This is a genomic window from Curtobacterium sp. MCBA15_012 (genome assembly GCF_001864935.2).
Lineage (GTDB): Bacteria > Actinomycetota > Actinomycetes > Actinomycetales > Microbacteriaceae > Curtobacterium.
Map to the genome: position 1 here is coordinate 1,618,035 of NZ_CP126267.1, position 25,427 is coordinate 1,643,461.

The 25,427-nt window shown below is 71.2% G+C and carries 18 protein-coding genes and 1 other RNA gene; 11 read left to right on the forward strand and 8 right to left on the reverse strand.

All coding sequences use genetic code 11. The annotated features are described in order from the left end of the window. Position 1: 1 nt before the first annotated feature. The 3 genes from rnpB to map all read right to left on the reverse strand — a co-directional run bounded on the left by rnpB (position 2) and on the right by map (position 2,016). Positions 2-362, reverse strand: an RNA gene (gene rnpB / locus QOL15_RS07465) — RNase P RNA component class A. Positions 363-377: 15 nt separating this feature from the next. After that, the gene (gene ppgK, locus QOL15_RS07470; RefSeq protein WP_065959368.1) at positions 378-1,136 is read right to left on the reverse strand and encodes a polyphosphate--glucose phosphotransferase; all 759 of its coding nucleotides are present in this window, start codon (positions 1,134-1,136) and stop codon (positions 378-380) included. A gap of 16 nt (positions 1,137-1,152) precedes the next feature. Beyond that, on the reverse strand, positions 1,153-2,016 hold the full coding sequence (gene map / locus QOL15_RS07475; RefSeq protein WP_071246947.1) for a type I methionyl aminopeptidase: 864 nt from the start codon (positions 2,014-2,016) through the stop codon (positions 1,153-1,155). A 652-nt stretch (positions 2,017-2,668) separates the two neighbouring features. Here map and QOL15_RS07480 point away from each other — a divergent pair. The 6 genes from QOL15_RS07480 (at position 2,669) to QOL15_RS07505 (ending at position 12,236) form a co-directional block, all read left to right on the forward strand. Further along, complete coding sequence (locus QOL15_RS07480) at positions 2,669-2,848, forward strand: SPOR domain-containing protein (RefSeq protein WP_065959365.1); 180 nt, start codon at positions 2,669-2,671, stop codon at positions 2,846-2,848. A gap of 36 nt (positions 2,849-2,884) precedes the next feature. After that, entirely contained in the window at positions 2,885-4,222 is a 1,338-nt protein-coding gene (gene glnA / locus QOL15_RS07485) for a type I glutamate--ammonia ligase (RefSeq protein ID WP_065959363.1), read from the forward strand. A gap of 20 nt (positions 4,223-4,242) precedes the next feature. Beyond that, complete coding sequence (locus tag QOL15_RS07490) at positions 4,243-7,215, forward strand: bifunctional [glutamine synthetase] adenylyltransferase/[glutamine synthetase]-adenylyl-L-tyrosine phosphorylase (protein ID WP_071246834.1); 2,973 nt, start codon at positions 4,243-4,245, stop codon at positions 7,213-7,215. A gap of 515 nt (positions 7,216-7,730) precedes the next feature. After that, complete coding sequence (locus tag QOL15_RS07495; protein WP_065959359.1) at positions 7,731-9,317, forward strand: glycosyltransferase family 2 protein; 1,587 nt, start codon at positions 7,731-7,733, stop codon at positions 9,315-9,317. Then, the gene (locus QOL15_RS07500; RefSeq protein ID WP_071246836.1) at positions 9,310-10,812 is read left to right on the forward strand and encodes a glycoside hydrolase family 26 protein; all 1,503 of its coding nucleotides are present in this window, start codon (positions 9,310-9,312) and stop codon (positions 10,810-10,812) included. Before QOL15_RS07495 ends, QOL15_RS07500 begins: the two co-directional genes overlap by 8 nt. Then, positions 10,809-12,236 carry a UDP-glucose/GDP-mannose dehydrogenase family protein gene (locus QOL15_RS07505; RefSeq protein ID WP_065959357.1) on the forward strand — a complete coding sequence of 476 codons (1,428 nt, stop codon included), beginning with the start codon at positions 10,809-10,811 and terminating at the stop codon, positions 12,234-12,236. The genes QOL15_RS07500 and QOL15_RS07505 overlap by 4 nt, the downstream gene beginning before the upstream one ends. Before the next feature lie 444 nt (positions 12,237-12,680). On the opposite strand, the gene glnA (QOL15_RS07510) is transcribed toward QOL15_RS07505, so the two are convergent. Next, on the reverse strand, positions 12,681-14,105 hold the full coding sequence (gene glnA / locus QOL15_RS07510) for a type I glutamate--ammonia ligase (protein ID WP_065959355.1): 1,425 nt from the start codon (positions 14,103-14,105) through the stop codon (positions 12,681-12,683). Between the two features lie 141 nt (positions 14,106-14,246). Here glnA (QOL15_RS07510) and QOL15_RS07515 point away from each other — a divergent pair, with 141 nt between their 5' ends. After that, the gene (locus tag QOL15_RS07515) at positions 14,247-14,717 is read left to right on the forward strand and encodes an RDD family protein (RefSeq protein ID WP_071246838.1); all 471 of its coding nucleotides are present in this window, start codon (positions 14,247-14,249) and stop codon (positions 14,715-14,717) included. 326 nt (positions 14,718-15,043) lie between these two features. On the opposite strand, the gene QOL15_RS07520 is transcribed toward QOL15_RS07515, so the two are convergent. Then, entirely contained in the window at positions 15,044-15,757 is a 714-nt protein-coding gene (locus tag QOL15_RS07520; protein ID WP_065959351.1) for a DUF4191 family protein, read from the reverse strand. Positions 15,758-15,884: 127 nt separating this feature from the next. Between QOL15_RS07520 and QOL15_RS07525 the strand changes: the two genes are divergently transcribed. Continuing rightward, positions 15,885-16,730, forward strand: a complete 846-nt coding sequence (locus tag QOL15_RS07525) for a hypothetical protein (protein ID WP_139197435.1) — start codon at positions 15,885-15,887, stop codon at positions 16,728-16,730. Between the two features lie 163 nt (positions 16,731-16,893). On the opposite strand, the gene sucB is transcribed toward QOL15_RS07525, so the two are convergent. The 3 genes from sucB to QOL15_RS07540 form a co-directional block, all read right to left on the reverse strand. Next, the gene (gene sucB, locus QOL15_RS07530; RefSeq protein ID WP_071246842.1) at positions 16,894-18,390 is read right to left on the reverse strand and encodes a 2-oxoglutarate dehydrogenase, E2 component, dihydrolipoamide succinyltransferase; all 1,497 of its coding nucleotides are present in this window, start codon (positions 18,388-18,390) and stop codon (positions 16,894-16,896) included. Positions 18,391-18,463: 73 nt separating this feature from the next. Beyond that, entirely contained in the window at positions 18,464-19,837 is a 1,374-nt protein-coding gene (gene lpdA / locus QOL15_RS07535; protein WP_071246844.1) for a dihydrolipoyl dehydrogenase, read from the reverse strand. Between the two features lie 153 nt (positions 19,838-19,990). Continuing rightward, the gene (locus QOL15_RS07540; protein WP_071246846.1) at positions 19,991-21,472 is read right to left on the reverse strand and encodes a leucyl aminopeptidase; all 1,482 of its coding nucleotides are present in this window, start codon (positions 21,470-21,472) and stop codon (positions 19,991-19,993) included. Between the two features lie 83 nt (positions 21,473-21,555). On the opposite strand from QOL15_RS07540, the gene QOL15_RS07545 reads away from it, so the two are divergent. The 3 genes from QOL15_RS07545 (at position 21,556) to QOL15_RS07555 (ending at position 25,425) form a co-directional block, all read left to right on the forward strand. Then, complete coding sequence (locus QOL15_RS07545) at positions 21,556-22,476, forward strand: proteasome assembly chaperone family protein (protein WP_071246848.1); 921 nt, start codon at positions 21,556-21,558, stop codon at positions 22,474-22,476. A 139-nt stretch (positions 22,477-22,615) separates the two neighbouring features. After that, entirely contained in the window at positions 22,616-23,944 is a 1,329-nt protein-coding gene (locus tag QOL15_RS07550) for a nitrate/nitrite transporter (RefSeq protein WP_071246849.1), read from the forward strand. Between the two features lie 188 nt (positions 23,945-24,132). Then, positions 24,133-25,425, forward strand: coding sequence for an RNA polymerase sigma factor (locus tag QOL15_RS07555; RefSeq protein WP_139197436.1), 1,293 nt, complete (start codon positions 24,133-24,135; stop codon positions 25,423-25,425). Positions 25,426-25,427 lie beyond the last annotated feature (2 nt).

The window sequence follows — 25,427 nt, forward strand, 5'->3', positions numbered from 1 at the left end:
GCGAACGGGCCGGCCGTACGCCGGGTTCTGTCCCGCCGCTGACGCGGCGGTGACGGCCATCTCTCTCGGACCGACGTTGCCGTCGGCCTCCAGCGGTCTACCCGAGGACTCGGCGAGCAGCCTCGACGTCCTCTGTCTGACCTTGCTCCGGGCGAGGTTTACCGAGCGGATCCGGTCACCCGGACCCCTGGTGGTCTCTTACACCACCGTTTCACCCTTACCGACGTCGCCGCCGGCGGTCTGTTCTCTGTGGCACTGTCTCGCGGATTGCTCCGGGTGGGTGTTACCCACCGCCCTGCTCTGTGGAGCCCGGACGTTCCTCGGCACTCCCGGGGGAGTGACGCGACCGTCTCACCGACCCGTTCGCACCGCTGAGTCTACCGGGGCGCGTGCGACCGTGCGGCCAGCGTCGCCGCACCGATGATGCCGGCGTTGTTGCGGAGCGTCGCGGGGATGATCCCGGCCTGCAGGTCGAGCAGCGGCAGGAACTCCTCGTGGTGCTTCGACACGCCGCCGCCGACGACGAAGAGCTCGGGGGAGAGCAGCGCCTCGAGCGTCGAGTAGTACGTCTGCAGGCGCTTCGCCCAGTGCTTCCAGCTGAGCTCGTCCCGCTCCTTCGCCGCGAACGAGGCCCGCGACTCGGCGTCGTGGCCGTCGATCTCCAGGTGTCCGAGCTCCGAGTTGACGATGAGGACACCGTCGTTGATGAGCGCGGTGCCGATCCCGGTGCCGAGGGTCGTCACGACGACGAGGCCATCCTTGCCCTTCGCGGCGCCGAACTGCTGCTCGGCGAACCCGGCGGCGTCGGCGTCGTTGACGAAGTGGATGGAGCGCCCGAGTTCCTTCTCGAACAGCGCCTCGGCCTCGAAGCCGATCCACTTCTTCGACACGTTCGCGGCCGACATGGTCTTGCCGTCACGGACGATCGCGGGGAAGCAGACCCCGACCGGCACGTCCGCGCCGGGGGCGAGCTCGTCGAGGATCGACTTCGCCACGGCGACGATGTCGTGCGGCTTCCCGCCCTCGGGGGTGGCCTTCTTGATCCGGTCGGTCTGGAGCTCGCCGGTGGTCACGTCGACGATCGCGCCCTTGATGCCCGTACCGCCGATGTCGACGCCGACTGCGAGTGAGGTCATGGGAACTGGGGCCCTTTCAGGAGACGGTGAGGAGTTCCGCGCCGCGCTCGGTGACGACGAGGGTGTGTTCGAACTGTGCGGTCCAGGACTTGTCGCGCGTCGAGACGGTCCAGTCGTCGGACCAGATGTCGGCCTCGATGCCGCCGAGGGTGAGCATCGGCTCGATCGTGAACACCATGCCGGGCTCGATGACGGTGTCGTACTGGGGTGCGTCGTAGTGCGGGATGATCAGCCCGGAGTGGAACGCGCGCCCGACGCCGTGGCCGGTGTAGTCGCGGACGACCCCGTAGCCGAAGCGCTTCGCGTAGGCCTCGATGGCCCGTCCGATGACGTTGACCTGGCGTCCGGGCGCGACGGCCTTGATCCCGCGACGCAGTGCCTCTTCGGTGCGGGTGACCAGGTCGGTGACCTCGGGGGCGGCCTCGCCGACGACGAACGTGCGGTTCGTGTCGCCGTGCATGCCGTCCTTGTACGCGGTCACGTCGATGTTGACGAGGTCGCCTTCCTGCAGCACGGTGTCGTCCGGGATGCCGTGGCAGATCACCTCGTTCAGGCTGGAGCAGAGCGACTTCGGGTAGCCGCGGTAGCCGAGCGTCGAGGGGTAGGCGCCGTGCGACACGACGTACTCGTGCCCGATCCGGTCGAGCTCGTCGGTCGTGACCCCGGGCCGGATCGCGGCACCGACCGCGTCGATGGCCCGCGAGGCGATGCGCCCCGCAGCGCGGATCCGCTCGACCTCGTCGGGCGTGTAGGTGTCGCCGAGGCCGTGCTCGTGCGGCTCGGCCTTCCCGACGTACTCGGGGCGCTCGATGTCCCGGGGGACGGGTCGCTGCGGGGAGATCCGGCCGGCGGTCAGGTGTCCGTGTGCGTCCCGGGGCATGCGGACCACTCTAACCGGGCGTCGCGCTGCGCCGTCGCGCGGCCGCGTTGCGCGGTCGGTCGCCCACGGGTGGCCGTGAAGTGCGGACGGCGGCGGCCGACGCGCGGCTGCGCGCCCGCGGAGCGCGGCCGGTGGCGGCCGGGAAGCGACCGCCTGGAGGCCCGGTGCCGGCCCGCCGGACCGGCACCGGGCCTCCAGACGGTCGCCCTTGCGCGCGGAGCGCGGACGACGGCGGACCGCTCGCCGGGGTCGCGCCGCCGCGGCCCCGGGCACTGTGGCAAGAGCGACAGATCACGTCTCCGTCGCCCCGCCCACCACGCGAGAGCGACAGATCGCGGCCGATGTTCCGCGCCGATCTGTCGCTCTCACGGAAGCGACAGTTCGGCGACGCAGACCCACCCGCCGCGCCCGACCCGCCCTCGAACCCACGCCCGTGTCGCGAAAGCGACAGATCACGTCTCCGTCGGCCCCTCCACCACGCGAGAGCGACAGATCGCCGTCGATGTTCCGCGCAGATCTGTCGCTTTCACGAAAGCGACAGTTCGGCGACAACGACCCGCCCGCTCGCCCGCCGCGCCCGACCGAGCCCGCCGAGCCCGCCGAGCCCGACCGCGCCCGGCCGCGCCCGCGCCCGCGTGGGTACGGTGGCGGCATGAGCGACGAACGCATCGAGTCCCAGTGGTGGTTCAACGACAAGACCAAGACGGTCGAGCAGGGCCCGCAGTCCCCGCAGCGCGACCGCATCGGCCCGTTCGAGACGCGCGAGGAAGCGCAACACGCCCTGGACCGCATCAAGGCCAACAACGAGCGTTGGGACGACGAAGACCAATAGGCTGGGGGTCCTGCAGCACCACGGAAAGGGCCTCGAATGGACAAGCAGACGGACTTCGTGCTCCGCACCATCGAGGAGCGGGGCATCAAGTTCATCCGCCTCTGGTTCACGGACGTCATCGGCACCCTGAAGTCGGTGGCGATCGCGCCGGCCGAGGTCGAGGGTGCCTTCGCCGAGGGCATCGGCTTCGACGGCTCCGCCATCGAGGGCCTGACCCGCAGCTACGAGGCCGACGTGCTCGCGCACCCGGACCCCTCGACCTTCCAGATCCTGCCGTGGCGCGGTGAGGTCGACCCCACCGCGCGGATGTTCTGCGACATCACGACGCCCGACGGCCAGCCCGCCGTGGCCGACCCGCGCAACGTGCTCAAGCGCACCCTCGCCAAGGCGAGCGACCGGGGCTTCACGTTCTACACGCACCCCGAGATCGAGTTCTACCTGCTGAAGAGCCGCGACTGGAAGGACGGCGGCCCGCAGCCCGTCGACCAGGCCGGCTACTTCGACAACGTCCCGGGCGGCAGCGCCCACGACTTCCGACGCCGCTCGGTCCGGATGCTCGAGGACCTCGGCATCTCGGTCGAGTTCAGCCACCACGAGGCCGGTCCCGGGCAGAACGAGATCGACCTCCGCTACGCCGACGCGCTGACGATGGCGGACAACATCATGACCTTCCGCACGGTGGTCAAGGAGGTCGCGATCGAGCAGGGCGTCTACGCGACGTTCATGCCGAAGCCGATCTCCGGGCAGCCGGGCTCGGGCATGCACACGCACGTGTCGCTCTTCGAGGGCGACCAGAACGCCTTCTACGAGGCCGGCGGCGAGTACCAGCTCTCGCAGACCGCGCGGCACTTCATCGCGGGCGTGCTCCGCCACGCTCCCGAGATCACCGCCGTGACGAACCAGTTCGTCAACTCCTACAAGCGGCTCTGGGGCGGCGACGAGGCACCCTCGTTCGTCACCTGGGGGCACAACAACCGCTCGGCGCTGCTCCGGGTCCCGCTGTACAAGCCGAACAAGGGCCAGTCCGCCCGGGTCGAGTACCGCGGCATCGACTCCGCGGCGAACCCGTACCTGGCGTACTCGTTGCTCCTCGCGGCCGGTCTGAAGGGCATCGACGAGGGCTACGAGCTCCCGCCCGAGGCCGAGGACAACGTCTGGAGCCTGTCCGACGCCGAGCGCCGTGCACTGGGCTACAAGCAGCTCCCGGCGAGCCTCGACCACGCGCTCGGCCTCATGGAGGACTCCGAGCTCGTCGCCGAGACCCTCGGCGAGCAGGTCTTCAACTACGTGCTGCTCAACAAGCGGCAGGAGTGGAAGGCCTACCGCGACCAGGTCACGCCGTTCGAGCTCGACACGAACCTCGGCGCGCTCTAGCAGCCCGCCCGGAGCACCACGTGACCGGTCGGACGAGGACGTCCCGTTCCGAGATGGCCCGGTTGGGCTTCGCGGAGCTGTCGGAGAGCCTGGAACGGATCGCCGGCCTGGAGGCGCGGTTCGGCCCGGACCTGCGGGTGCCGGTCAGCGACGCCCCGGCGCTGTGGGAGGCCACGGCCGATCCCGACGGTGCGCTCCGCCTCGTGGAGCGCCTGCTCGAGCGCGCCCCGGACGAGCTGCGGCCGGTCCTGGCGGACCGGCAGGCGACCGAGCGGCTCGTGCGTCTGCTCGGGGCCTCGGTCGGGCTGGGGGAGTTCCTGCACCGGCGCCCGGCCGAGATCGCGCTGCTGCTCGAACCCGTGACCGCGCCGTGGGACCAGGACGCGTACACGGCGTCGCTCCTCGAAGCCGTCGACGGAGCGACGGGCGAGGACGCCCGCCTGCGCCTGCGGGTCCGGTACCGCCGGCACCTCGCGCAGATCGCCCTGTACGACGTGCTCCACGCCGCCCCGACCGAGGTGTTCCCGTCGGTGGCGGCCGGACTCGCCGACCTCGCGGGCGCCGCGCTCGAGGCCGCGGTCGACGTCGCCCGGCGCGAGGTCCCGTTCCCGGCCGCCGACGTCGCGGCCACCCCGCTCGCGGTCATCGGCATGGGCAAGGCCGGCGCGCGCGAACTCAACTACGTCAGCGACGTCGACGTCATCTTCGTGACCGAGCCGACCCGCGACGACGACGCCGACACCGGGGTCGGGACCGACCGGGCCGTGCTCATCGCGACGCGCCTGGCGATCGCGGCGACCCACGCGATCACCGACCTCGCCGCCGAACCCGCGCTGTGGGAGGTCGACGCGAACCTCCGACCGGAGGGCAAGGACGGGGCGCTCGTCCGGACCCTCGATTCCCACGTCGCGTACTACGAGCGCTGGGCGAAGGGGTGGGAGTTCCAGGCGCTCCTCAAGGCCCGTCCGATCGCGGGGTCCGCCGACCTCGGGGCGCGGTACGCGGCGGCGGTCGCCCCGTTCGTCTGGAGCTCGGCGCAGCGGCCGGGCTTCGTCGAGTCGGTGCAGCGGATGCGCGAGCGGGTCACGGAGCACATCCCGGACGCCGAGGTCGACCGGCAGCTGAAGCTCGGTCCGGGTGGGCTGCGTGACGTCGAGTTCACCGTGCAGCTCCTGCAGCTCGTGCACGGTCGGGACGACGAATCGGTGCGGGTGCGCTCGACGCTCGAGTCGATGGACGCCCTCGCCAGCGCCGGGTACGTCGGACGCCCCGAGGCCGCGCGCTTCGGGCCGGACTACGCCCTGCTGCGGCTGCTCGAGCACCGCATCCAGCTCCGACGGCTGCAGCGCACGCACCTCATGCCCTCGGACGAGGACGAGCTCCGGGTGCTCGCCCGGTCGACCGGCCTCGCGACCTCCGCGTCCGCGCTCGAACAGCGGTGGCGCGGCGTGAAGCTCGAGGTCCGCGGACTCCACGAGCGCCTGTTCTACCGTCCGCTGCTCTCCGCGGTCGCGGCGACCGACGGCGACATCGTCCTGACGAACGACCAGGCGGCGGACCGCCTCGGTGCGATCGGCTTCGCGGACCCGTCCGGTGCCCTCGGCCACATCCGGGCGCTCACGCAGGGCACGAGCCGGCGCGCGGCGATCCAGCGGAACCTGCTCCCGGTGCTCCTGCGGTGGATGGCGGAGGGGCCGGCACCGGACCGTGCGCTCCTGGCCTTCCGTCGCCTGAGCGACACCCTCGGCGAGTCGAGCTGGTTCCTCCGCATGCTCCGCGACTCGTCCGGTGCCGCGCACTCGCTGACGACGGTGCTGTCCGAGTCGGCCTTCCTCGCCGGCCTGCTCGAACGGTTCCCCGAGGCCGTGGCGTGGCTCGACGAGCCCGAGGCCCTGCTGCGTCCGCGTCCGGCGGAGTCGTTGCTCGCCGAGCACAGCGCGACGACGGCCCGGCACGGCGACGACGTCGAGGGTGCGGCCGCGCTCGTCCGGTCGGCCCGGCGTCGGGAGACCCTGCGGCTCGGGATGGCGGCGGTGCTCGGCCACCTCGACGTCGACCAGCTCGGCCCCGCGCTCACCGACGTCACCGAGGCGACGCTCGCGGGCGTCCTCGCCCTCGCCCGACGGGACGCCCCGGAGGGGCTGGAGTTCGGTGTGGTGGCGATGGGCCGGTTCGGCGGACGCGAGCTCGGCTTCGGGTCGGACGCCGACGTCCTGTACGTGTACCGCGCGACCGAGGACCTGCCGTCCGAGCAGGCGTCCCGGGCCGCGCAGCGCATCGTGCGCGAGCTGTCCCGGCTCACCGAGGACGCGATCCACCCGTTCGAGCTCGACATCGACCTGCGCCCCGAGGGGAAGAACGGCCCGGTCGTCCGCACGCTCGACTCGTACGGCGCGTACTACGCCCGCTGGTCCCTCACGTGGGAGGCCCAGGCGCTCCTGCGCGCCCGGGGCTCGGTCGGCGACCAGCAGCTGCTCCGCGACTTCGAGCACCTCGCCGACCGCACGCGCTACCCCGAGCACATCGACGAGCGCGAGGTCCGCGAGGTCCGCCGGATCAAGGCACGCGTGGAGTCCGAACGACTCCCGCGCGGCGCCGACCCCGCACGGCACCTCAAGCTCGGACGAGGGTCGCTGAGCGACGTCGAGTGGTTCGTGCAGCTGCTCCAGCTCCAGCACGCGACCGCGGTGCACGGTCTCCGGACCACGTCGACGCTCGAGGCACTGGACGCGGCGACCGCGGCCGGGTTCGTCGCCGCCGAGGACGCCGAGAAGCTCGGCGCCGCCTGGCGCTTCGCGTCCCGCACCCGCAGTGCGCTCGTGCTCTGGTCGGGGAGGACCACGGACGTGCTGCCCGTCGACCGGGTGCAGCTCGAGGGCATCGCGCGGCTGCTGGAGTACCCGCCGGGGTCCGCGTCGCGCCTCGAGGACGACTACCTCGGCGTCACCCGACGGGCGCGGCAGGTGTTCGAGCGGGAGTTCTACGGCGCCTGACCCGGCGCTGACCCCGGCCGCGACACGCCCGGGACGACCTCCGAGACCCGAACATGAGAAGGTCTCCGGGTCGATTCCTGTGCATCGATCGCTGTCCCCCGATCGCGTTCACGGCGTACCCCGCCGTCACCCCCGTGCCGACGCGCACCATCGGACGGCTCCGCTCGTCGGCGACCCGCAACCGGGCCGGGCCGGGCGACCCCGCGGATCGGTCGGTACCGCCTGCTGACCTGGGGTTCCTGGCGGACGCGGGTCGCGCCTCCCGGCCGTCGACGGGTCCCGCCGGAACGGTGACGCGACACTGACCGGTCCGCATCAGTGCTGTCAGCAGCAGTGCGGACAGCGTTCCCCGATGCCGTGGGGGACACCGACGTACCCCGCGAGGGGACCCGACCGCCCCCGGACGGGGGACGCGTTGCGCCGGCGTTCAGGTTCTGTCTCAATGAGGACACCCGAACCCCCACAGGTTCCTCGATGGAGCGGAATCCCCACCTCGAACGTTGAAGCAGGGATCGATGTTCACCTTCATCCTCCAGATCCGGCAGATGGTCGAAGGGCATCCCGAGTTCTACCTGTTCGCCGTGTACTCCGCGGTGATCTGGTTGCTCTGGATCCTCAAGGTCGTGCTGTCCGCCCGGTACCGCCCCTTCACCGGCACGTACACCGGGACGACGAGTGTCGTCGTCCCCGTGGTGGACGAGCCACTCGACCTCTTCCGGGACGTCATCGGCCGCATGGTCGAGCAGCGACCGGGCGAGATCATCGTCGTCATCAACGGCGCCCGCAACGAGGCACTCGAGGAGGTCTGCGACGAGTTCGCCCCGCTCGTCCGCTGGACCCACACCCCGATCCCCGGCAAGCGCAACGCCGTCAAGGTCGGCACCGAGCTCTCGAACGGTGACATCACCGTGCTCGTCGACTCCGACACCGTCTGGACGCCCGGCACGCTCGAGGAGCTGCTGAAGCCGTTCGCGGACGAGTCCGTCGGCGGCGTCACCACCCGCCAGCGGATCCTCGAGCCGACCCGGTCCTGGATCACCCGCTGGGCGGACTGGCTCGAGAACTCCCGGGCGCTGTACTCGATGCCCGCGCAGAGCGTGCTCGGCCAGATCGGCTGCCTGCCCGGGCGGACCATCGCGTTCCGCCGCAGCATCCTCACCCGCGTGATGGACAAGTTCATGCACGAGGAGTTCATGGGCGTCTTCCTCGAGGTGTCCGACGACCGGACGCTCACGAACCTGACGCTCAAGGAGGGGTACCGGACCGTCTACCAGTACACCTCGCTCGTCTACACGGACGCACCGCTCCAGGTGAAGAAGCTGTTCAAGCAGCAACTGCGCTGGGCACGCGGGTCGCAGTACAACACGCTGCGGATGCTGCCGTGGATGCTCGGGCACGCCCCGCTGCTCGCGGTCTTCTTCGTCACCGACATCCTGCTGCCGTTCATGCTGTTCGGCGTCATCGCCGGGTGGATCTACCGGGCGCTCACCGGGCAGGGCGAGAACCTGTACCAGGGCATCCTGCAGCAGTACGGCTTCTCGACCGGCTTCGTCTACGTCGCCGCACTCATGGTCGTGTCGAGCGTGCTGAGCATGGCGATCCGGCAGATCCGACACCTGTCCGAGAAGCCGAGCGACTTCTTCCGGCTCCCGCTCTTCATCATCGTGTCGACCTTCTTCCTCATGCCGATCCGGCTCATCGGCTTCTTCCGCCTGGCGCACGCGTCGGGGTGGGGGACCCGGGCCGGGGCGTACGCCGGTGGACCGATGGAGCAGGAGCCGGTGCAGCCGACGACCGGTCTCGCGCCGGTGAGCCCGGTCGATGCCGCAGGGACCGGCGACGGCCCCGCGACCGGTGCCGCGGACCGCGCGCTGCCGGCCGAACAGGCCGCCGCCGACCGCGCCTTCGACGAGCTGTTCGGCGCGGACGCGACCACCACCTCGACCACGACGGTCCTCGCGACCCGCCGCTCGACGGCCACCGCCGCGGCCCCGGCCGGGCGCCCCGCGCCGCGCCGCGGTCGCCGGCTCAACCCGTACGCGGCGATCCCGTACTGCATCGGGATCGCGATCTTCGCTCTGGAGGCGTTCCTCATTGTCTGACCTCATCCGTTCCACCGGAACCTGGTGGGCACAGTCCAGCAAGCACGCCCGTCGCACCGCGATCGGGACCACCGCGATCGTCCTCGTCCTCGGACTCATCACCTGGATGGTCTGGGTGTCGCCCGGCGGTCCGGTGTCGACGGCGGTCGGTGAGGCCCTCGGGGTCCGCCCACCGGCGTCCGCGTCGAAGAAGGTGTCCGCCGCCGAGCTCCAGACGAAGCTCACCGCCGCGCAGAAGCAGATCTGGGCGCTCGAGGGCAAGCTCGACGCCTCCGGGGCCCAGGCTGGCTCGCGGGCCGAGGAGATCACGAAGCTCAAGGCGCAGATCGCGTCGCTGCAGTCCGACCTCGGCGCCGCGAAGAGCGCCGCGGCCGGGGCCGCGAGCGCGGCCGGCGCGGCCAAGGCCGCCGGTGCCGGCGGTGCGGCGAAGGGTGGTTCCGGGGCGCACGGCGGCAGCGCTGGCTCGCCGAACGCCGGCCCCTCGAAGGACCCCTCGACCGAACCGATCAGCACGCCGTCGAAGGCCGAGATCCTCGGGCAGCAGTCCCGCTGGTTCGGGCTCTACACGGCGCAGGCACCGTTCAACTGGGCTGAGTACGACAGCGTCTCGCAGGAGGTCGGCAAGGCCACGAACATGGTCGGCTTCTTCCAGGGCTTCGACCAGGACTTCAACCAGACCGCCGTCCAGCGGTCCTGGGCGAACGGACGACTGCCGATGATGACGTGGGAGACCGTGCCCGCGAAGACCGGGAACGACGAGGCCTACGTCGCCGGCTACACGAACCAGGACATCGTCTCCGGCAGGTTCGACGACTACCTGACGCGGTACGCGCAGGCGCTGAAGGCGAACGGCATGCCCCTCGTCATCCGCCTCGACCACGAGATGAACGGCTCCTGGTACAACTGGTCCGAGGGCGCCAAGCAGCAGAACGCGAAGGGTTCCTACACGGCCATGTGGCAGCACGTGTGGAACGTCTTCCAGGCGAACGGCGCGAACGACTACGTCATCTGGAACTGGTCGCCGTCGCGCATCGACAAGCTCGGCAACCCGGACTACCAGACGCTCGCGTACATGCAGCAGTACTACCCGGGCGCGCAGTACGTCGATTGGGTGGGCATGTCCGGCTACTACCGCACGCCGACCGAGCAGCCGACGTTCCAGAACACGTTCGGCGCGACCCTCGCCCAGATCCGCAAGGTCGCCCCGGGCAAGAACATCGTCCTCAACGAGATCGGCGCGACCGAGACCGGGGGCACGGTCTCCGACAGCCAGAAGTCGCAGTGGCTCGACTCGCTGTTCGACGCCCTGGCCGACCCGGCGAACCGTGACGTCATCGGCTTCGCGTACTTCAGCCAGGTGGCGACCACCATCGTCGACGGAACCCGCACCACGAACGACTGGCGCATCGACTCCCGCGCCGACAGCCTCGCGACCTTCGCGAAGGGCATCGCCCGCACCGACATCGACTACGACCTGCAGGAGGTCTCGAAGTGACCGCTCCGAAGAAGGCATCCACGTCCCCCGACACCCGCCCCGCGCCGGTGATCAGCGTCATCGGCACCGGTTACCTCGGTGCGACCCACGCGGCCGCCATGGCCGAGATGGGCTTCGACACCATCGGCGTCGACGTCGACCCGGCGAAGCTCGCGGCGCTCTCCGCCGGCGAGGTCCCGTTCTACGAGCCCGGGCTGCCGGAGCTCATCACGAAGCACGTCGCGACCGGCAAGCTCCGCTTCACCGACTCGATGGCCGACGCGGTCGCCGCGGCCGACGTGCACTTCATCTGCGTCGGGACCCCGCAGAAGGCCGGGTCGCACGCGGCGAACCTCGCGTACGTCGAGAGCGCAACCCGCGGGGTCGCCGAGCACCTCACCCACCCGGGCCTCATCGTCGGGAAGTCGACCGTGCCGGTCGGCACCGCCGAGCGGCTGCGCGGCATCGTCCGGGAGTTCACCCCGAGCGGGATCGACGCCGAGCTCATCTGGAACCCCGAGTTCCTGCGCGAGGGCAAGGCCGTCGCGGACACGCTGCACCCGGACCGCCTGGTGTGGGGCGGTGCCTCGGCCGCTGCGGACGCCGTCATCCGCGAGGTCTACGCCGCCCCGATCGCCGAGGGCACCCCGGTGGTCTCGACGGACCTCGCGACCGCCGAGCTCGTCAAGGTCAGCGCGAACGCGTTCCTCGCGACGAAGATCTCCTTCATCAACGCGATCTCGGAGATGTGCGCCATCACCGGTGCCGACGTCACCACCCTCGCCGACGCCCTCGGGCACGACGAGCGAATCGGCCGGAAGTTCCTCAACGCCGGCCTCGGCTTCGGCGGCGGCTGCCTGCCGAAGGACATCCGTGCCCTCATGCACCGTGCGGGGGAGCTCGGCGCCGGGCGGGTCGTCGGACTCATGCAGCAGGTCGACGAGATCAACATGGGGCAGCGGGAACGCGTCATCGACATGTCCATCGAGTCCCTGGGTGGCTCGGTGCTCAACCGTCGCATCGCGGTCATCGGGGCGGCCTTCAAGCCGCTCACCGACGACGTGCGGGACTCGCCGGCGCTCAACGTCGCCGCCGCCCTGCACCTGCGCGGCGCGCAGGTCTCGCTGTGGGACCCGGAGGCGAACGACACCGCCCGTCGGTCCTTCCCGACGCTGACGTACGCCACGTCGATGACCGACGCGGTCGAGGGCGCCGACCTGGTGCTCGTGCTCACCGAGTGGGACGAGGTCGTCGGTGCCGACCCGGCCGCCCTCGGAGCGCTCGTCGGACGCCGTTCGGTGATCGACGCGCGCAACTGCCTCCCGGTCGCGAACTGGGTCGAGGCGGGGTGGTCCGTCCGTTCCCTGGGACGTCCCACGCCGGTCACGGGTGCACCCGTGAGCGTGGCGGCGGGTGCCGCCGACGTGCTGGCGACGGCGCGGTAGGCACTCGTCGCCCCGAGGACGGGGCCCGCGCCGGGGCGGCGTGGGCCCCGTCCGTGCGTGTGCGCGTGTCCGGCACCCGGGTGCTGCGTCGTCCGTGGGCCCCGGGGGCGGGTCACGGCGCGGCACTGCGTGCCGCCGTCTGCTCCGGCAGCGAGGTGGCGCGGCACGGTGACGCGGTGCGGTGACCACGAGGGTGCGTCGCGACCAGCCTGGAGGCGCGGCGCCCGTCCGCCAGGCCACCCCGCGCCTCCAGGCTGGTCACCACCGCACCACCTGCCGGGCGGACTGTTGCTTCCGGGCGTAGCTGGTCCTTCCGGGCGTACCAGGTCCGTTGATCCGCCCAGGTACGCCCGATCCCACTCGGGACGCCGTCCTGACCGGTGCCGCGAACGCAGGAGAGCCCCGCACCGGGACAGTGCGGGGCTCTCCTGCGTTCAGCGAAGGTCAGACGCCGAAGTACAGCTCGTACTCGAACGGGTGCGGACGCTGCGCGAGCGGGAGGATCTCGTTCTCACGCTTGTAGTCGATCCACGTCTGGATGAGGTCCTCGGTGAAGACGTTGCCCTTCGTGAGGAACTCGTGGTCCGCCTCGAGCGCCTCGAGTGCCTCGTCGAGGGAGCCCGGCACCTGCGGGATGCCCTTGGCCTCCTCCGGGGGGAGCTCGTAGAGGTCCTTGTCGACCGGCTCGTGCGGCTCGATGCGGTTCTGGATGCCGTCCAGGCCCGCCATCAGCTGCGCGGCGAAGGCGAGGTACGGGTTGCCCGAGGCGTCCGGCGCGCGGAACTCGATGCGCTTCGCCTTCGGGTTCGTGCCCGTGATCGGAATGCGGATCGCTGCCGAGCGGTTGCCGGCCGAGTAGACCAGGTTGACCGGTGCCTCGAAGCCCTTGACCAGGCGGTGGTACGAGTTGATCGACGGGTTCGTGAACGCGAGGAGCGCCGGGGCGTGCTTCAGCAGGCCGCCGATGTACCAGCGGGCGACGTCGGACAGGCCGCCGTAGCCGTTCTCGTCGTAGAACAGCGGCTTGCCGTCGTTCCAGAGCGACTGGTGGGTGTGCATGCCCGAACCGTTGTCACCGAAGAGCGGCTTCGGCATGAACGTGGCGACCTTGCCCCACTGGTCGGCCGTGTTCTTGACGATGTACTTGAACTTCAGGATGTCGTCCGCGGCGTGGACCATCGTGTCGAAGCGGTAGTTGATCTCCTGCTGGCCGCCCGTGCCCACCTCGTGGTGCGAGCGCTCGAGCACGAAGCCCGCCTCGATCAGCTTGAGGGTGATGTCGTCGCGGAGGTCGGCCGTCTTGTCGACGGGGGAGACGGGGAAGTAGCCGCCCTTGTAGGGGGTCTTGTTCGCGAGGTTGCCGCCCTCTTCCTCGCGGCCCGTGTTCCACGCGCCCTCCTCGGAGTCGACCGCGTAGAACGACTGGTTCTGGGTCACCGAGTAGCGGACGTCGTCGAAGATGTAGAACTCGGCCTCGGGGGCGAAGAACGCGGTGTCCGCGATGCCGGTCGAGGCGAGGTACTTCTCCGCCTTCTTGGCGACCTGGCGCGGGTCGCGACCGTAGATCTCGCCGTTCCGCGGGTTGTAGATGTCGAAGATCATGATCAGCGTGCGCTCGGCACGGAACTGGTCGATGTAGGCCGTCGTCACGTCGGGGATGAGCTGCATGTCCGACTCGTGGATCGACGCGAAGCCGCGGATCGACGAACCGTCGAAGAGCTGACCGACCGAGAAGAAGTCCTCGTCGACCGTCGACGCCGGGATGTTGAAGTGCTGCTGGACCCCGGGGAGGTCCGTGAACCGGATGTCGAGGAACTTGACGTCCGTGTCCTTGATGAAGGCGAGCACCTCGGAGGAATCGCTGAACATGTGTGTCGATCTCCTGGGGGGTAGGTGATGTCGGAGGTGCCGCGGGTGCACCCTCCGACGAGGCTATTGACCAAGAGTTTCCCGGACATGACTGCGTTGTTTCGCGCGTGTTACGTCGAGGTGGTCGCCTACGCTGGAGGCATGGCCCGCAGCACCACCCCGCCCTCCGACGCATCCGCACACGCCGCTGGCGGACACCCGGACGGCTGGCCGGGCAAGGAGCTCGGTCTTCCCGAGGAGGGCCCCCGCAGCGTCGGGCGCATCGGACGGCGGGTCGTCGCGCTCCTGATCGACGGGGTCCTGGCCGACCTCGTGGCCTTCCTGCTCGGCGTCTGGTCGCCCGTGAACGGCTCCGGCGACATCGCGCACACGTGGATCCAGCTGGCGATCTTCGCCGTGCTGCAGGTCCTGTTCATCTGCACGTTCTCGGGGTCGTTCGGCCACCTGTGCGTCGGGCTGCGCGTCGTGCCGATGCGCGGCGGCTACGTCGGGGTGTGGCGGCCGGTGGTCCGGACCCTGCTGCTGTGCATCGTCGTGCCGGCGCTCATCATCGACCGCGACAGCCGCGGCGCCCACGACCGGATCGCCGGGACGGTGCTCGTCCGACGCTGACCGGCGGGCGCGCGGGCGCGCGGGCGTGGGCGTGGGCGTGGGCGTGGGCGTGGGCGTGGGCGTGGCCGGGCGTCCTAGCGCGACGCGGCCTGGTGTGACGTGCTCCCGAACAACCGAAAGCACGTCGCGCCACGGCGTTCCGTGGCGCGACGTGCCTTCGGTTGTGCGAGCGGCAGCCCGGGCCCCGGGCCCCGAGACGGGTGACGCCGGTGCGCCCCAGGCCTGCCGCACCCGTACCCGCACACGACGGAGGCCCCCGACCTGGCACGGTCGGGGGCCTCCGTTCGGTCAGCCGTCGGGGCGGCTGCGCCGGGAACGGCGCTGGCTCAGCGCGGACGCCCGGCACGCACCCGCATCGGGTCCATGCCCTTCGGGATCGCCGACGCCGGGCTGTGCGTCAGGGACTCGAGCCGGTTCGCGACCGCGAGGACCTCGTTGCGGTTCAGCGACTTCTTGTACTTGTTCATCGCACGCGGCAGCTTGTGCAGCGTCACACCGTCCTGCTCGTCGTCGACGTGGACGACGTGGACCGGGACGTTCGGCACGATGCGCTGGACCTTGCGGCGCTCCTCGTCGAGCTGGCGCTTGAGGGTGCCACGCTGACCCTCGGTGATGAGGACGACGCCCGGGGCGCCCACCGCACGGTAGACGGCGGCCTGGGAGCGACCGTGCACCGCGACGGGCATCTCGCTGGAACGCCACTGCCGACGCAGGGAGTTCGACAGCACGGCACCGACGGCACCGGGCTGGCCGGCGATCTGCGAGTAGGCCGCACGCTCGGCGAGACGACCGAGGACGATCAGGAACAGCAGGACTCCGAGCAGCACGCCGGCGACGATCCAGAGCGTGATCGCGAGCCAGTTCTGACCCGGGAGGAGGAACGCGAGCAGCACGCCCGCGACGACCGGTCCGAGGAAGGCGAGGAGGAACCACCACACCGACTTCGGGTCTGCCCGGCGGGTCATGGTGAAGACCTGGTACATCTGCTTGAGACGACCCGGCTCCTTCGCCGTCGTACCTTCTGGAGTGCTGCGTGCCATGCCAACAGGATACGGCCTGCGCCGTGTCACGAGGACCGCTCGCGGTCAGGCTGTGGGCGAACGTCGCTGTCCACAGGTGGTCGTCACCGGACGGGAGGCCCGCCCGCCCTCCGCCACGCTGGTCACCATGACGACGGGGGAGCGGACCGAGCTGTGGTGCGGCGCCGAGGACGACGGCGCCTTCACGCGCTGGGTGGCAGACCGCGCCCCCGGCTGCGGACCGCACCTCGTCCCGATCACCCGCGTCGGCCGGTGCCCCCGCGGCCACCTCGCCGCCGAGGTGCTCCGACCGGCCGTGCGATCGCTCGACGCGGCACTCGACGTCCTCGGTGTCCCGACGAGCGGCGTCGCCGTCACGCTCTCGGTCCCCCTGCTCGAACTCGCCCACCGAGGCCGAGCGGGGGCGCTCGAACTCGGCGCCGTCGCTGCCGAGGACATCGGCGTCGACGAGGCCGGCGCGGTCGTGGTGGCCGACCGGCCGCCGGGCGGAGCGCCGTGCTGTCCGGACCCGCACGACGCGAGGACCGACCCGTCACCGTCACCGGGCGCGCGGACGACGTTCGAAGACCGCGACGGGGCCCGGGGCCTCCTCACCGCCGCACGAACGGTGTGGGACCGCACGGACCCTCGGGAACCGGCTCGTGCGGCCCTGGACCCCCTGCTCGACGCCGCGCGCGCCGGCGACGCCGACGTCGTCCGCGCGGCGCTCGACGCGGTGCTGGCCGCGGCACCGCCGAGGCCCGTGCGCTGGGTCCGGCCGGCCTGGGTGTCGTTGGGCACGCCGGTCGATCCCTCGGCCGAGCCGACCGGTGGGACCAGTCCGTCGCGGGGACTCGACCGTGCCCTGGTCGTGCTCCGCGAGGTGGTCGAACAGGGTGTGCCGATCGGGGCCTCTCGCCGAGTGCCGCTCCGGATGGTGCTCGTGGGACTCGTCGTCGTGGTCGGCGTCCTCGTGCTCGCGTCGGCCGCGTGAGGCCGCGACGCACCCCCGAGCCGTGACGCCGTGGAGTGCTCAGCGACCCCGTGACGGCCGACCCCCGGCACCCGCGTGACCGGCACTCCCGGGTCGCACGGGAACGGCCCCGGTCCCACGAGGGGACCGGGGCCGTTCCGGTGGCAGGGCTCGAGCGCCGGGATCAGTACCCGAGGTTCGGGCCGAAGTTGCCCTCCTCGAGGCGGTTCTTCACCGCGACGAGGTAGCGCGATGCGTCGGCACCGTCGATGATCCGGTGGTCGTACGACAGCGCGAGGTAGACGAACGAGCGGATCGCGATCGCCTCCTGCCCGTCGACCTTGACGACCGCCGGACGCTTCGTGACGATGCCGGTACCGAGGATCGCCGACTGCGGCAGGAACACGACGGGGGTGTCGAACAGCGCGCCGCGCGACCCGGTGTTCGTCAGCGTGAACGTTCCGCCGGCCAGCTCGTCGGGCTTGAGCTGGTTGTTCCGGGTGCGCTCGGCGAGGTCCGCGATGGCCTTCGCGAACTGCGCCAGGTCGAGCGACGACGCGTCCTTGATGACCGGGGTGAGCAGACCGCGCTCGGTGTCGACCGCGATCGACACGTTCTCGTGCTCGGGGTAGACGATCTCGTCGCCCTCGACCGTCGAGTTGATCTTCGGGTGCGCCTTGAGCGCCTCCGAGGCGGCCAGCGCGAAGAACGGCATGAAGCTGAGCTTCGAGCCGGTCTTCTCGAGGAACTGCGCCTTGTTCGCGTCGCGGAACTGCGCGACCTTGGTGACGTCCACCTCGACGACGCTGGTGAGCTGCGCGGTCGAGGTCATCGACTGCACGGCACGCTCGGCGACGACCTTGCGGAGGCGCGACATCTTCTCGCGGGTGCCGCGGAGCGGCGAGGTCTCGGCGACGAACGGGCCGGCCGGGGCAGATGCCGCGGTCGAGGACGACCCGGCTGCGGACTTGGCCTGCTCAGCGGCGGCGAGGACGTCCTCCTTGCGGATGCGTCCCCCCACACCCGAACCGGTCACGGTCGACAGGTCGACACCCTGCTCGTTCGCGAGCTTGCGCACGAGCGGGGTGACGTAGCCGGATGCGGCGGCGTCCTGGTTCGGCTGCGGGACCGACGCGCTGGCGGCGGAGCCCGATGCGGCCGGAGCGGCGGCCGGGGCGGGCGCCGGGACCGCTGCCGGGACGGCGGCGGGCGGCGGCACCGGAGCGGCCTGCGGGACCGGGGGAGCGGAGGGGGCCTGCGGGGCGGCGGGCTGCGTCTGCCCGCCCGGAGCCGGCTCGGCCTGCTGGGGCTCGGGAGCCTGCTGCTCCTCCTGCTGCTCGGTGCTCGGAGCCGTCTCGGGCTCGCTCGCCTCTGCGGCGGACTCGTCGGCACCCTGGGCCTGCTCGGCGCCGGAGTCGCCCGAGTCGGAGGAACCCGAGCCGGAGCCGTCGCCGATCTTCACCAGCGCGGTGCCGACCTCGACGGTCTCGTCCTCCTGGACGAGGATCTCCTCGACGACGCCGGCGATCGGCGACGGGATCTCGGTGTCGACCTTGTCGGTCGAGACCTCGAGCAGCGGCTCGTCGACCTCGACGCGGTCACCGACGTTCTTCAGCCATCGGGTCACCGTGCCCTCGGTGACGCTCTCGCCGAGCGCCGGGAGGTTGACGGATTCGCTCATCGGGTGGGCTCCTGTTCGCGGGTTGCTGTGGTGGTGGATGTCGTGGTCGCGCTGCGCACGGTGGTCGTGGTGATCACAGTGCGTGCAGCGGCTTGCCCGCGAGCTTGAGGAACGCCTCGCCGAGCGACTCGTTCTGCGTCGGGTGCGCGTGGATGAGGGGGGCGATGTCCTCCGGGTACGCCTCCCAGTTGACGGCGAGCTGGGCTTCGCCGATCAGCTCGCCGACGCGGGCGCCGATCATGCTGACGCCGACGACCGGACCGTCGACGACGCGGACGACCTTCACGGCACCGGACGTGCCGATGATGTGGCTGCGGCCGTTGCCGGCGAGGTTGTACTCGTACGTGTCGACCTTGTCGGCGCCGTACTGCTCCTCGGCCTTGGACTGCGAGAGCCCGACCGATGCGACCTCGGGGTCGGAGTAGGTGACCTTGGGGATGTTGACGTCGTGGATGACGACCGGCTTGAGACCGGCGATCTCCTCGGCGACGAAGATGCCCTGCTGGAAGCCGCGGTGCGCGAGCTGCAGGCCGGGGACGATGTCGCCGACGGCGTAGACGTTCGGCAGGTTGGTGGCGAGACGCTCGTCGGTGGTGACGAAACCGCGGTCCATCGCGACGCCGACCTCGTCGAAGCCCATGTTCTGCGTGAGCGGACCACGGCCGACGGCGACCAGGAGGACGTCGCCCTCGAAGGTCTTGCCGTCCTCGAGCGTCACGACGACGCCGTTCTCGTGCTGGTCGACGTGGTCGAACCGGATGCCGAGCGAGAACTCGATGCCGCGCTTGCGGAACGCGCGCTCGAGCTGCTTCGACATCGACTCGTCCTCGGCGGGGATGAGGTGGGGGAGACCCTCGACGATGGTGACCTCGGCGCCGAAGGACTTCCAGACGCTCGCGAACTCGACGCCGATGACGCCGCCACCGAGGATGACGACCTTGTTCGGGACGTAGTCCATCTTCAACGCGGTCTCGGACGTGATGACGCGGCCGCCGATCTCGAGGCCCGGGAGGGACTTCGAGTAGGAGCCGGTGGCGAGCACGACGTTCTTGCCGGTGACGGTCTGGTCGCCGACCTGCACCGTGTTCTGCGAGGTGAGGCGGCCCCAGCCCTCGACGACCGTGATGCCGCGGGCCTTGACCAGGCCCTGCAGGCCCTTGTACTTCGAGCTGATGACGCCCTGCTGGTACTCGATGACCTTCGGGACCTCGACACCGGCGAACTCGGCGACCACGCCGTACTTCTCGGCGTCACGCGTCGCGTCGGCCACCTCGGCGGCGTGCAGCAGCGCCTTGGTCGGGATGCAGCCGCGGTGCAGGCAGGTGCCACCGAGCTTGTCCCCTTCGATGAGCGCGACGCTCATGCCGAGCTCCGCGGCCCGGAGCGCAGCGGCGTAGCCACCACTGCCGCCACCGAGGACCACGACGTCGTAAGTCTGTTCCGTCACCTGGTGCAACTCCCTCGTGCGTGTCGGGGTCCGGGTCGGACCCCACTGGACACCGCGGAGGCGGCGTCCGACGGTCGGACCGCATGGTTCCGGTCCCGTCCCGCTGGTTCCGGCGGGGGCGCGTCGGTGCGCTGCCCCGCCGGGACCAACCTACTACTTGGACTGGAGCTCTTCTGCGAGCCGGACGAGCGTGCGCACCATGACTCCCGTGGCCCCCTTGCCGAGCCAGCCGTAGCCGCCGCCCTTGTGCTCGGACGGACCGGCGATGTCGAGGTGCGCCCACGGGATGCCCTCGCCGACGTAGCGCTCGAGGAACTTGCCCGCCAGGAGCATCCCGCCGGACGGGTTGCCCACCGTGGCGTTCACCATGTCGGCGACGTCGCTGGCGAGGCGTGCGTCGAGCTCCTCGGGCAGCGGCATCGGCCAGATCGGCTCGGCCACGGCGTCGGCGACGGCACGGACGCGGGCGACGAGGTCGTCGCTGCCCATCAGGCCGGTGGTGCGGTCGCCGAGCGCGACGACCTGTGCACCGGTGAGCGTCGCGACGTCGACGATCGCGTCGGGCTGCTCGAGCGAGGCCGCTGCGATGCCGTCGCCGAGCACGAGACGGCCCTCGGCGTCGGTGTTCGTGACCTCGACGGTCTTGCCGTTCTTCAGCGTCAGCACGTCACCGGGGCGGGTGGCCGAGCCGGACGGCATGTTCTCGGCGAGGCACAGCCACGCGGTGATGCGCGTGTCGACCCCGAGCCGTGCGGCCGCGACGGTCGCGGCGAGCACGGTCGCGGCGCCGGTCATGTCGGTCTTCATGCCGAGCATCGACGCGGCGGGCTTGAGCGAGAGCCCGCCGGTGTCGAACGTGATGCCCTTGCCCACCAGGGCGAGGTGCTTCGCTGCGCCCTCGGGCTGGTACCGCACGACGACCAGGCGCGGCGGGCGCTCGGATCCGCGTCCGACGCCGAGGATGCCGCCGAAGCCCTGCTCCTCGAGCGCGTGCTCGTCGAGCACCTCGACCGTCAGGGGCAGCCCCTCGGCCTGCGCGACCGCGACGTCGGCCACGTCGGCGGGACCGAGGTCACCGGCCGCGGTGTTGACGAGGTCGCGGACGAGGGCGGCGGCGTCGGCGACGATCGCCGGACGGACCGTGGCGTCGGCCGGCACGTCGGACGGTGCGAGGACCTCGATGCGCTGGTCGCCGCGGGTCGGGCCGGTCGTGCCGGCGCCCTTGTGGCGTGTGAAGGCGTACGCGCCGAGTGCGGCACCCTCGAGCGCGGCGTCGACGAGCTCGGCCGAGTCGGTGGGGAGGGCGAGCGTGATCGACGAGGCGTGGGGGAGCTGCCGGACGGCGCTGCCCGCGGCCGAGCGGATCGCCGCGACGTCGACCGAGGAGCCGAGGCCGACGAGCGCGATGCCGGCGGCGGCGACCCCGGTGCCGGGCAGGCGGATGAGCTGGTCCTTCGCGCCGGTGACGCCGACGGTCGCGAGGTCCAGGTCGACGAGGGCGTCCAGCGTGCCGGTCGCGCCCGCAGCGAGGGTGGGCGCGCCGCCGTCCTTCCCCGGGACGACCCCGAGGACGAGGACGTCGGCCTCGACGTCGGAGGGTGCGGATGATGAGGTGGAGAGCGTCGGTCGGACCATGCGCCCAGCCTATCCAGCACGTGTTCGCCGACAGCGTGGGTGTCCGGCCCGGTCCCGTCGGGGCCTCCGCCTAGCATGGGACGGTGAACCACCCCGAGGACCTGTACACCGTCGCCGACGCCGCTCCCGACGTCCCGGCCGGCCTGCACCTGGTCGCCGGACTGACCGGCTTCGTGGACGCGGGGTCGGCCGTCGCCCAGGTCGCGTCGTCGATCCTCGGGCTCGAGCACGACCTCGTGGCGGAGTTCGACCCCGACGCGCTGCTCGACTGGCGCGCCCGCCGCCCCGTCATCACCTTCGAGCAGGACCACATCACCGCGGTCGACCCGCCCCGGCTCGTGCTCCACCTGGTACGCGACGAGCTCGGGCAGCCCTTCCTGTTCCTGACCGGGTACGAGCCCGACTTCCAGTGGAACCGCTTCGTCCGCGCCGTCACCGAGCTCGCCGACCGCCTGCAGGTGGCCGACACGACGTGGCTGCAGTCCATCCCGATGCCGGTCCCGCACACCCGGCCGGTCGGGCTCACCGTCTCCGGCACGCGGGCCGACCTCGTCGAGCAGATGAGCGTCTGGAAGCCCGAGACGCAGGCGCCGGCGAACGTCCTGCACCTCGTCGAGCACCGCCTCGCCTCGTCCGGTGCGCAGGTCACCGGGCTCGTCCTGCTCGTCCCGCACTACCTCGGCGACACCGAGTTCCCCGACGCCGCGGTCGCGGGACTGTCGGGCATCTCCGCGGCCACCGGGCTCATCTTCCCGACCGACGCCCTGCGCGAGGCGGGTCGCGAGTTCCTGACCCGCGTCGACGAGCAGGTCGCCGGCAACGCCGAGCTGCAGCGGCTGGTCTCGGTGCTCGAGGAACGGCACGACACCTACATGGAGGGCAACCCCGTCGGGTCGCCCCTCACCGGGGTGGACGGCGAGGTCCCGACGGCCGACGCGATCGCGGCGGAGCTCGAGCGGTTCCTCGCCGACCGCCGTCCGGACGGCGACGCAGCCGCCGACTGAGCGCGCGGAGCGCACACGCGGCGGCTCCCGTCCCAGCGTGCCGGGCGGTCGGACTGGAGGCTCCTCCACAGCCCGCCTCGTCACTCGCGTCGTGCACAGGCGGACGCTGGTGACGCACCGGTCTCGGTAGCCTGGTGGGGTGAACTCCCGTCGTGCCTTCCTCGTGTGGGGCGTCGCGGTGCTGGCCTACGTCCTGGCCGTGGTGCAGCGCTCGTCCCTCGGTGTCTCGGGCGTCGACGCCCAGGACCGCTTCGGGGTGTCCGCCGCCGTCCTGTCGACCCTGGCGGTCGTCCAGATCGCCGTGTACGCCGGGCTGCAGATCCCGGTGGGCATCGCGCTCGACCGGGTCGGACCGCGCCGGCTCGTGCTCCTCGGCGCGGCGCTGCTGGTGGCCGGCCAGGCGGTCGTCGCCTGCTCGCCGACGATCGGGCCGGCGATCGCGGGCCGGGTCCTCGTCGGTGCCGGTGACGCGATGACGTTCATCTCGGTGATCCGGCTCGTGCCGATGTGGTTCAGCGGTCGGATCCTGCCGCAGGTCTCGCAGTGGACGGGCAACCTCGGCCAGGTCGGGCAGGTGCTGTCCGCGTTCCCGTTCGCCGTCCTGCTCCACACCGCCGGGTGGACCCCGGCGTTCGGTGTCGCGGCGGCGGCGAGCCTCGTCGGGCTGCTGCTCGCCGTGGTGTTCGTCCACAACGGGCCGGTGCCGGTCCGGACGGACACCATCCCCTTGCCCCTGCCGCACTCGTGGCGAGGCGCGTTCCACACCTTCGGGCACGCCCTCCGCCGACCGGGCACCCAGCTCGGGTTCTGGTCGCACTACGTGACCCAGTCGTCCGGCACGGTGTTCTCGCTCCTGTGGGGCGTTCCGATGCTCCGCGGGCTCGGCTACACCCCGTCCGAGGCGGCGACCTTCCTCACGGTCATCGTCGTCGTCGGCTTCGTCGCCGGTCCGGTGCTCGGGGTCCTCTGCGCGCGGTTCCCACTGCGTCGGTCGAACCTCGTGCTCGGCATCGTCGGAGCGCTCGCACTCGTCTGGACCGCGGTGCTCCTCTGGCCAGGGCACCCGCCGACGTGGCTGCTCGTCCTGCTCGTCGTGGCGATGGGCGTGGGCGGACCGGGCTCCCTGATCGGCTTCGACTTCGCCCGCAGCTTCAACCCGGTGGGGTCCCTCGGATCGGCGAACGGCGTCGTCAACGTCGGCGGCTTCCTGGCGGCCTTCGTGATGATGTTCCTCATCGGGACCCTGCTCGACGTCGTGTCCGGGGCCACGGGGCGCACGGTCTTCGACTGGGAGAACTTCCGGGTCGCCCTGACCGTGCAGTACGTCGTCGTCGGCATCGGCGTGGGCATGCTCCTGCACGCCCGTCGGCGCACTCGTCGGGAGCTGCACGCGCAGGAAGGAATACAGGTCGGACCGCTCTGGGTTGCACTCGTTGCGCGCCTGCGGAAGAAGGCCGTGCAACAATAGACCGAGGACCCGTTCTGGCCCCCTCGCAACCGTGACGCTCGACTGCGCCGCGAACGCGGGGGACTTGACATGGGTCCTCGTGCTGCCCGGAACGGTAGGACGTGTGACGCGGGGGACTGCGGCGGACGCCCTGGGCGGCGAGGGAGGCCACGACCCCACGAACGTGGCACGACGAGAGAGGTGATCGCATGGCTGCCCGGAGCACGACGATCGATCCCACGAAGGACACCGAGCCCGAGGGCGTCGCCACCGGCGACGAGCCCGCGGCCGAGACCAAGGCCGCGCCGAAGAAGCGCGCCGCACCGGCCACCGCCGCGAAGAAGCCAGCCGCCAAGAAGGCTGCGCCGAAGAAGACCACCAGCCGTGCGAAGAAGCAGGCTGACGAGGTCGACGAGGACGAGGCCGTCGAGCCCGTGGACGAGGTCGTCGACGCGACGGACGACGCCGACGAGACCGAGACCGAGGGCACGGCTGCGAAGCCCGACGCCGCGGCAGCCGTCGCCGCCGGTGCGCTGGTCATCTCGCAGTCCGACGACGACGAGGCCCCGGTCTACTCGACGACCATCACGGGCGCCACGGCCGACCCGGTCAAGGACTACCTGAAGCAGATCGGCAAGGTCGCCCTCCTCAACGCCGAGCAGGAGGTCGAGCTCGCGATGCGCATCGAGGCCGGCCTGTTCGCCGAGGACAAGCTGCAGCACAGCACGGGGCTGTCCAAGTCCGAGGAGCGCGAGCTCCGCTGGGTCGCCCGTGACGGGCAGCGCGCGAAGAGCCACCTGCTCGGGGCGAACCTCCGTCTGGTCGTCTCGCTCGCCAAGCGCTACACCGGCCGCGGCATGCAGTTCCTGGACCTCATCCAGGAGGGCAACCTGGGCCTGATCCGTGCGGTCGAGAAGTTCGACTACACCAAGGGCTTCAAGTTCTCGACGTACGCGACGTGGTGGATCCGCCAGGCGATCACCCGCGCCATGGCTGACCAAGCCCGCACCATCCGCATCCCGGTGCACATGGTCGAGGTCATCAACAAGCTCGCCCGCGTCCAGCGCCAGATGCTGCAGGACCTCGGTCGCGAGCCCACTCCGGAAGAGCTCGCCCGCGAGCTCGACATGACCCCGGAGAAGGTCGTCGAGGTGCAGAAGTACGGCCGCGAGCCGATCTCGCTGCACACGCCCCTGGGCGAGGACGGCGACTCGGAGTTCGGTGACCTCATCGAGGACACCGAGGCGGTCGTGCCGGCCGACGCGGTCGGGTTCACGATGCTGCAGAAGCAGCTCGAGAGCCTGCTCGACTCCCTGTCCGAGCGCGAGGCGGGCGTCATCCGCATGCGCTTCGGCCTGGGCGACGGCCAGCCGAAGACCCTCGACCAGATCGGTGACACGTTCGGTGTGACGCGCGAGCGCATCCGCCAGATCGAGTCCAAGACGATGGCGAAGCTCCGCCACCCGTCGCGGTCGCAGTCGCTGCGCGACTACCTCGAGTAGGC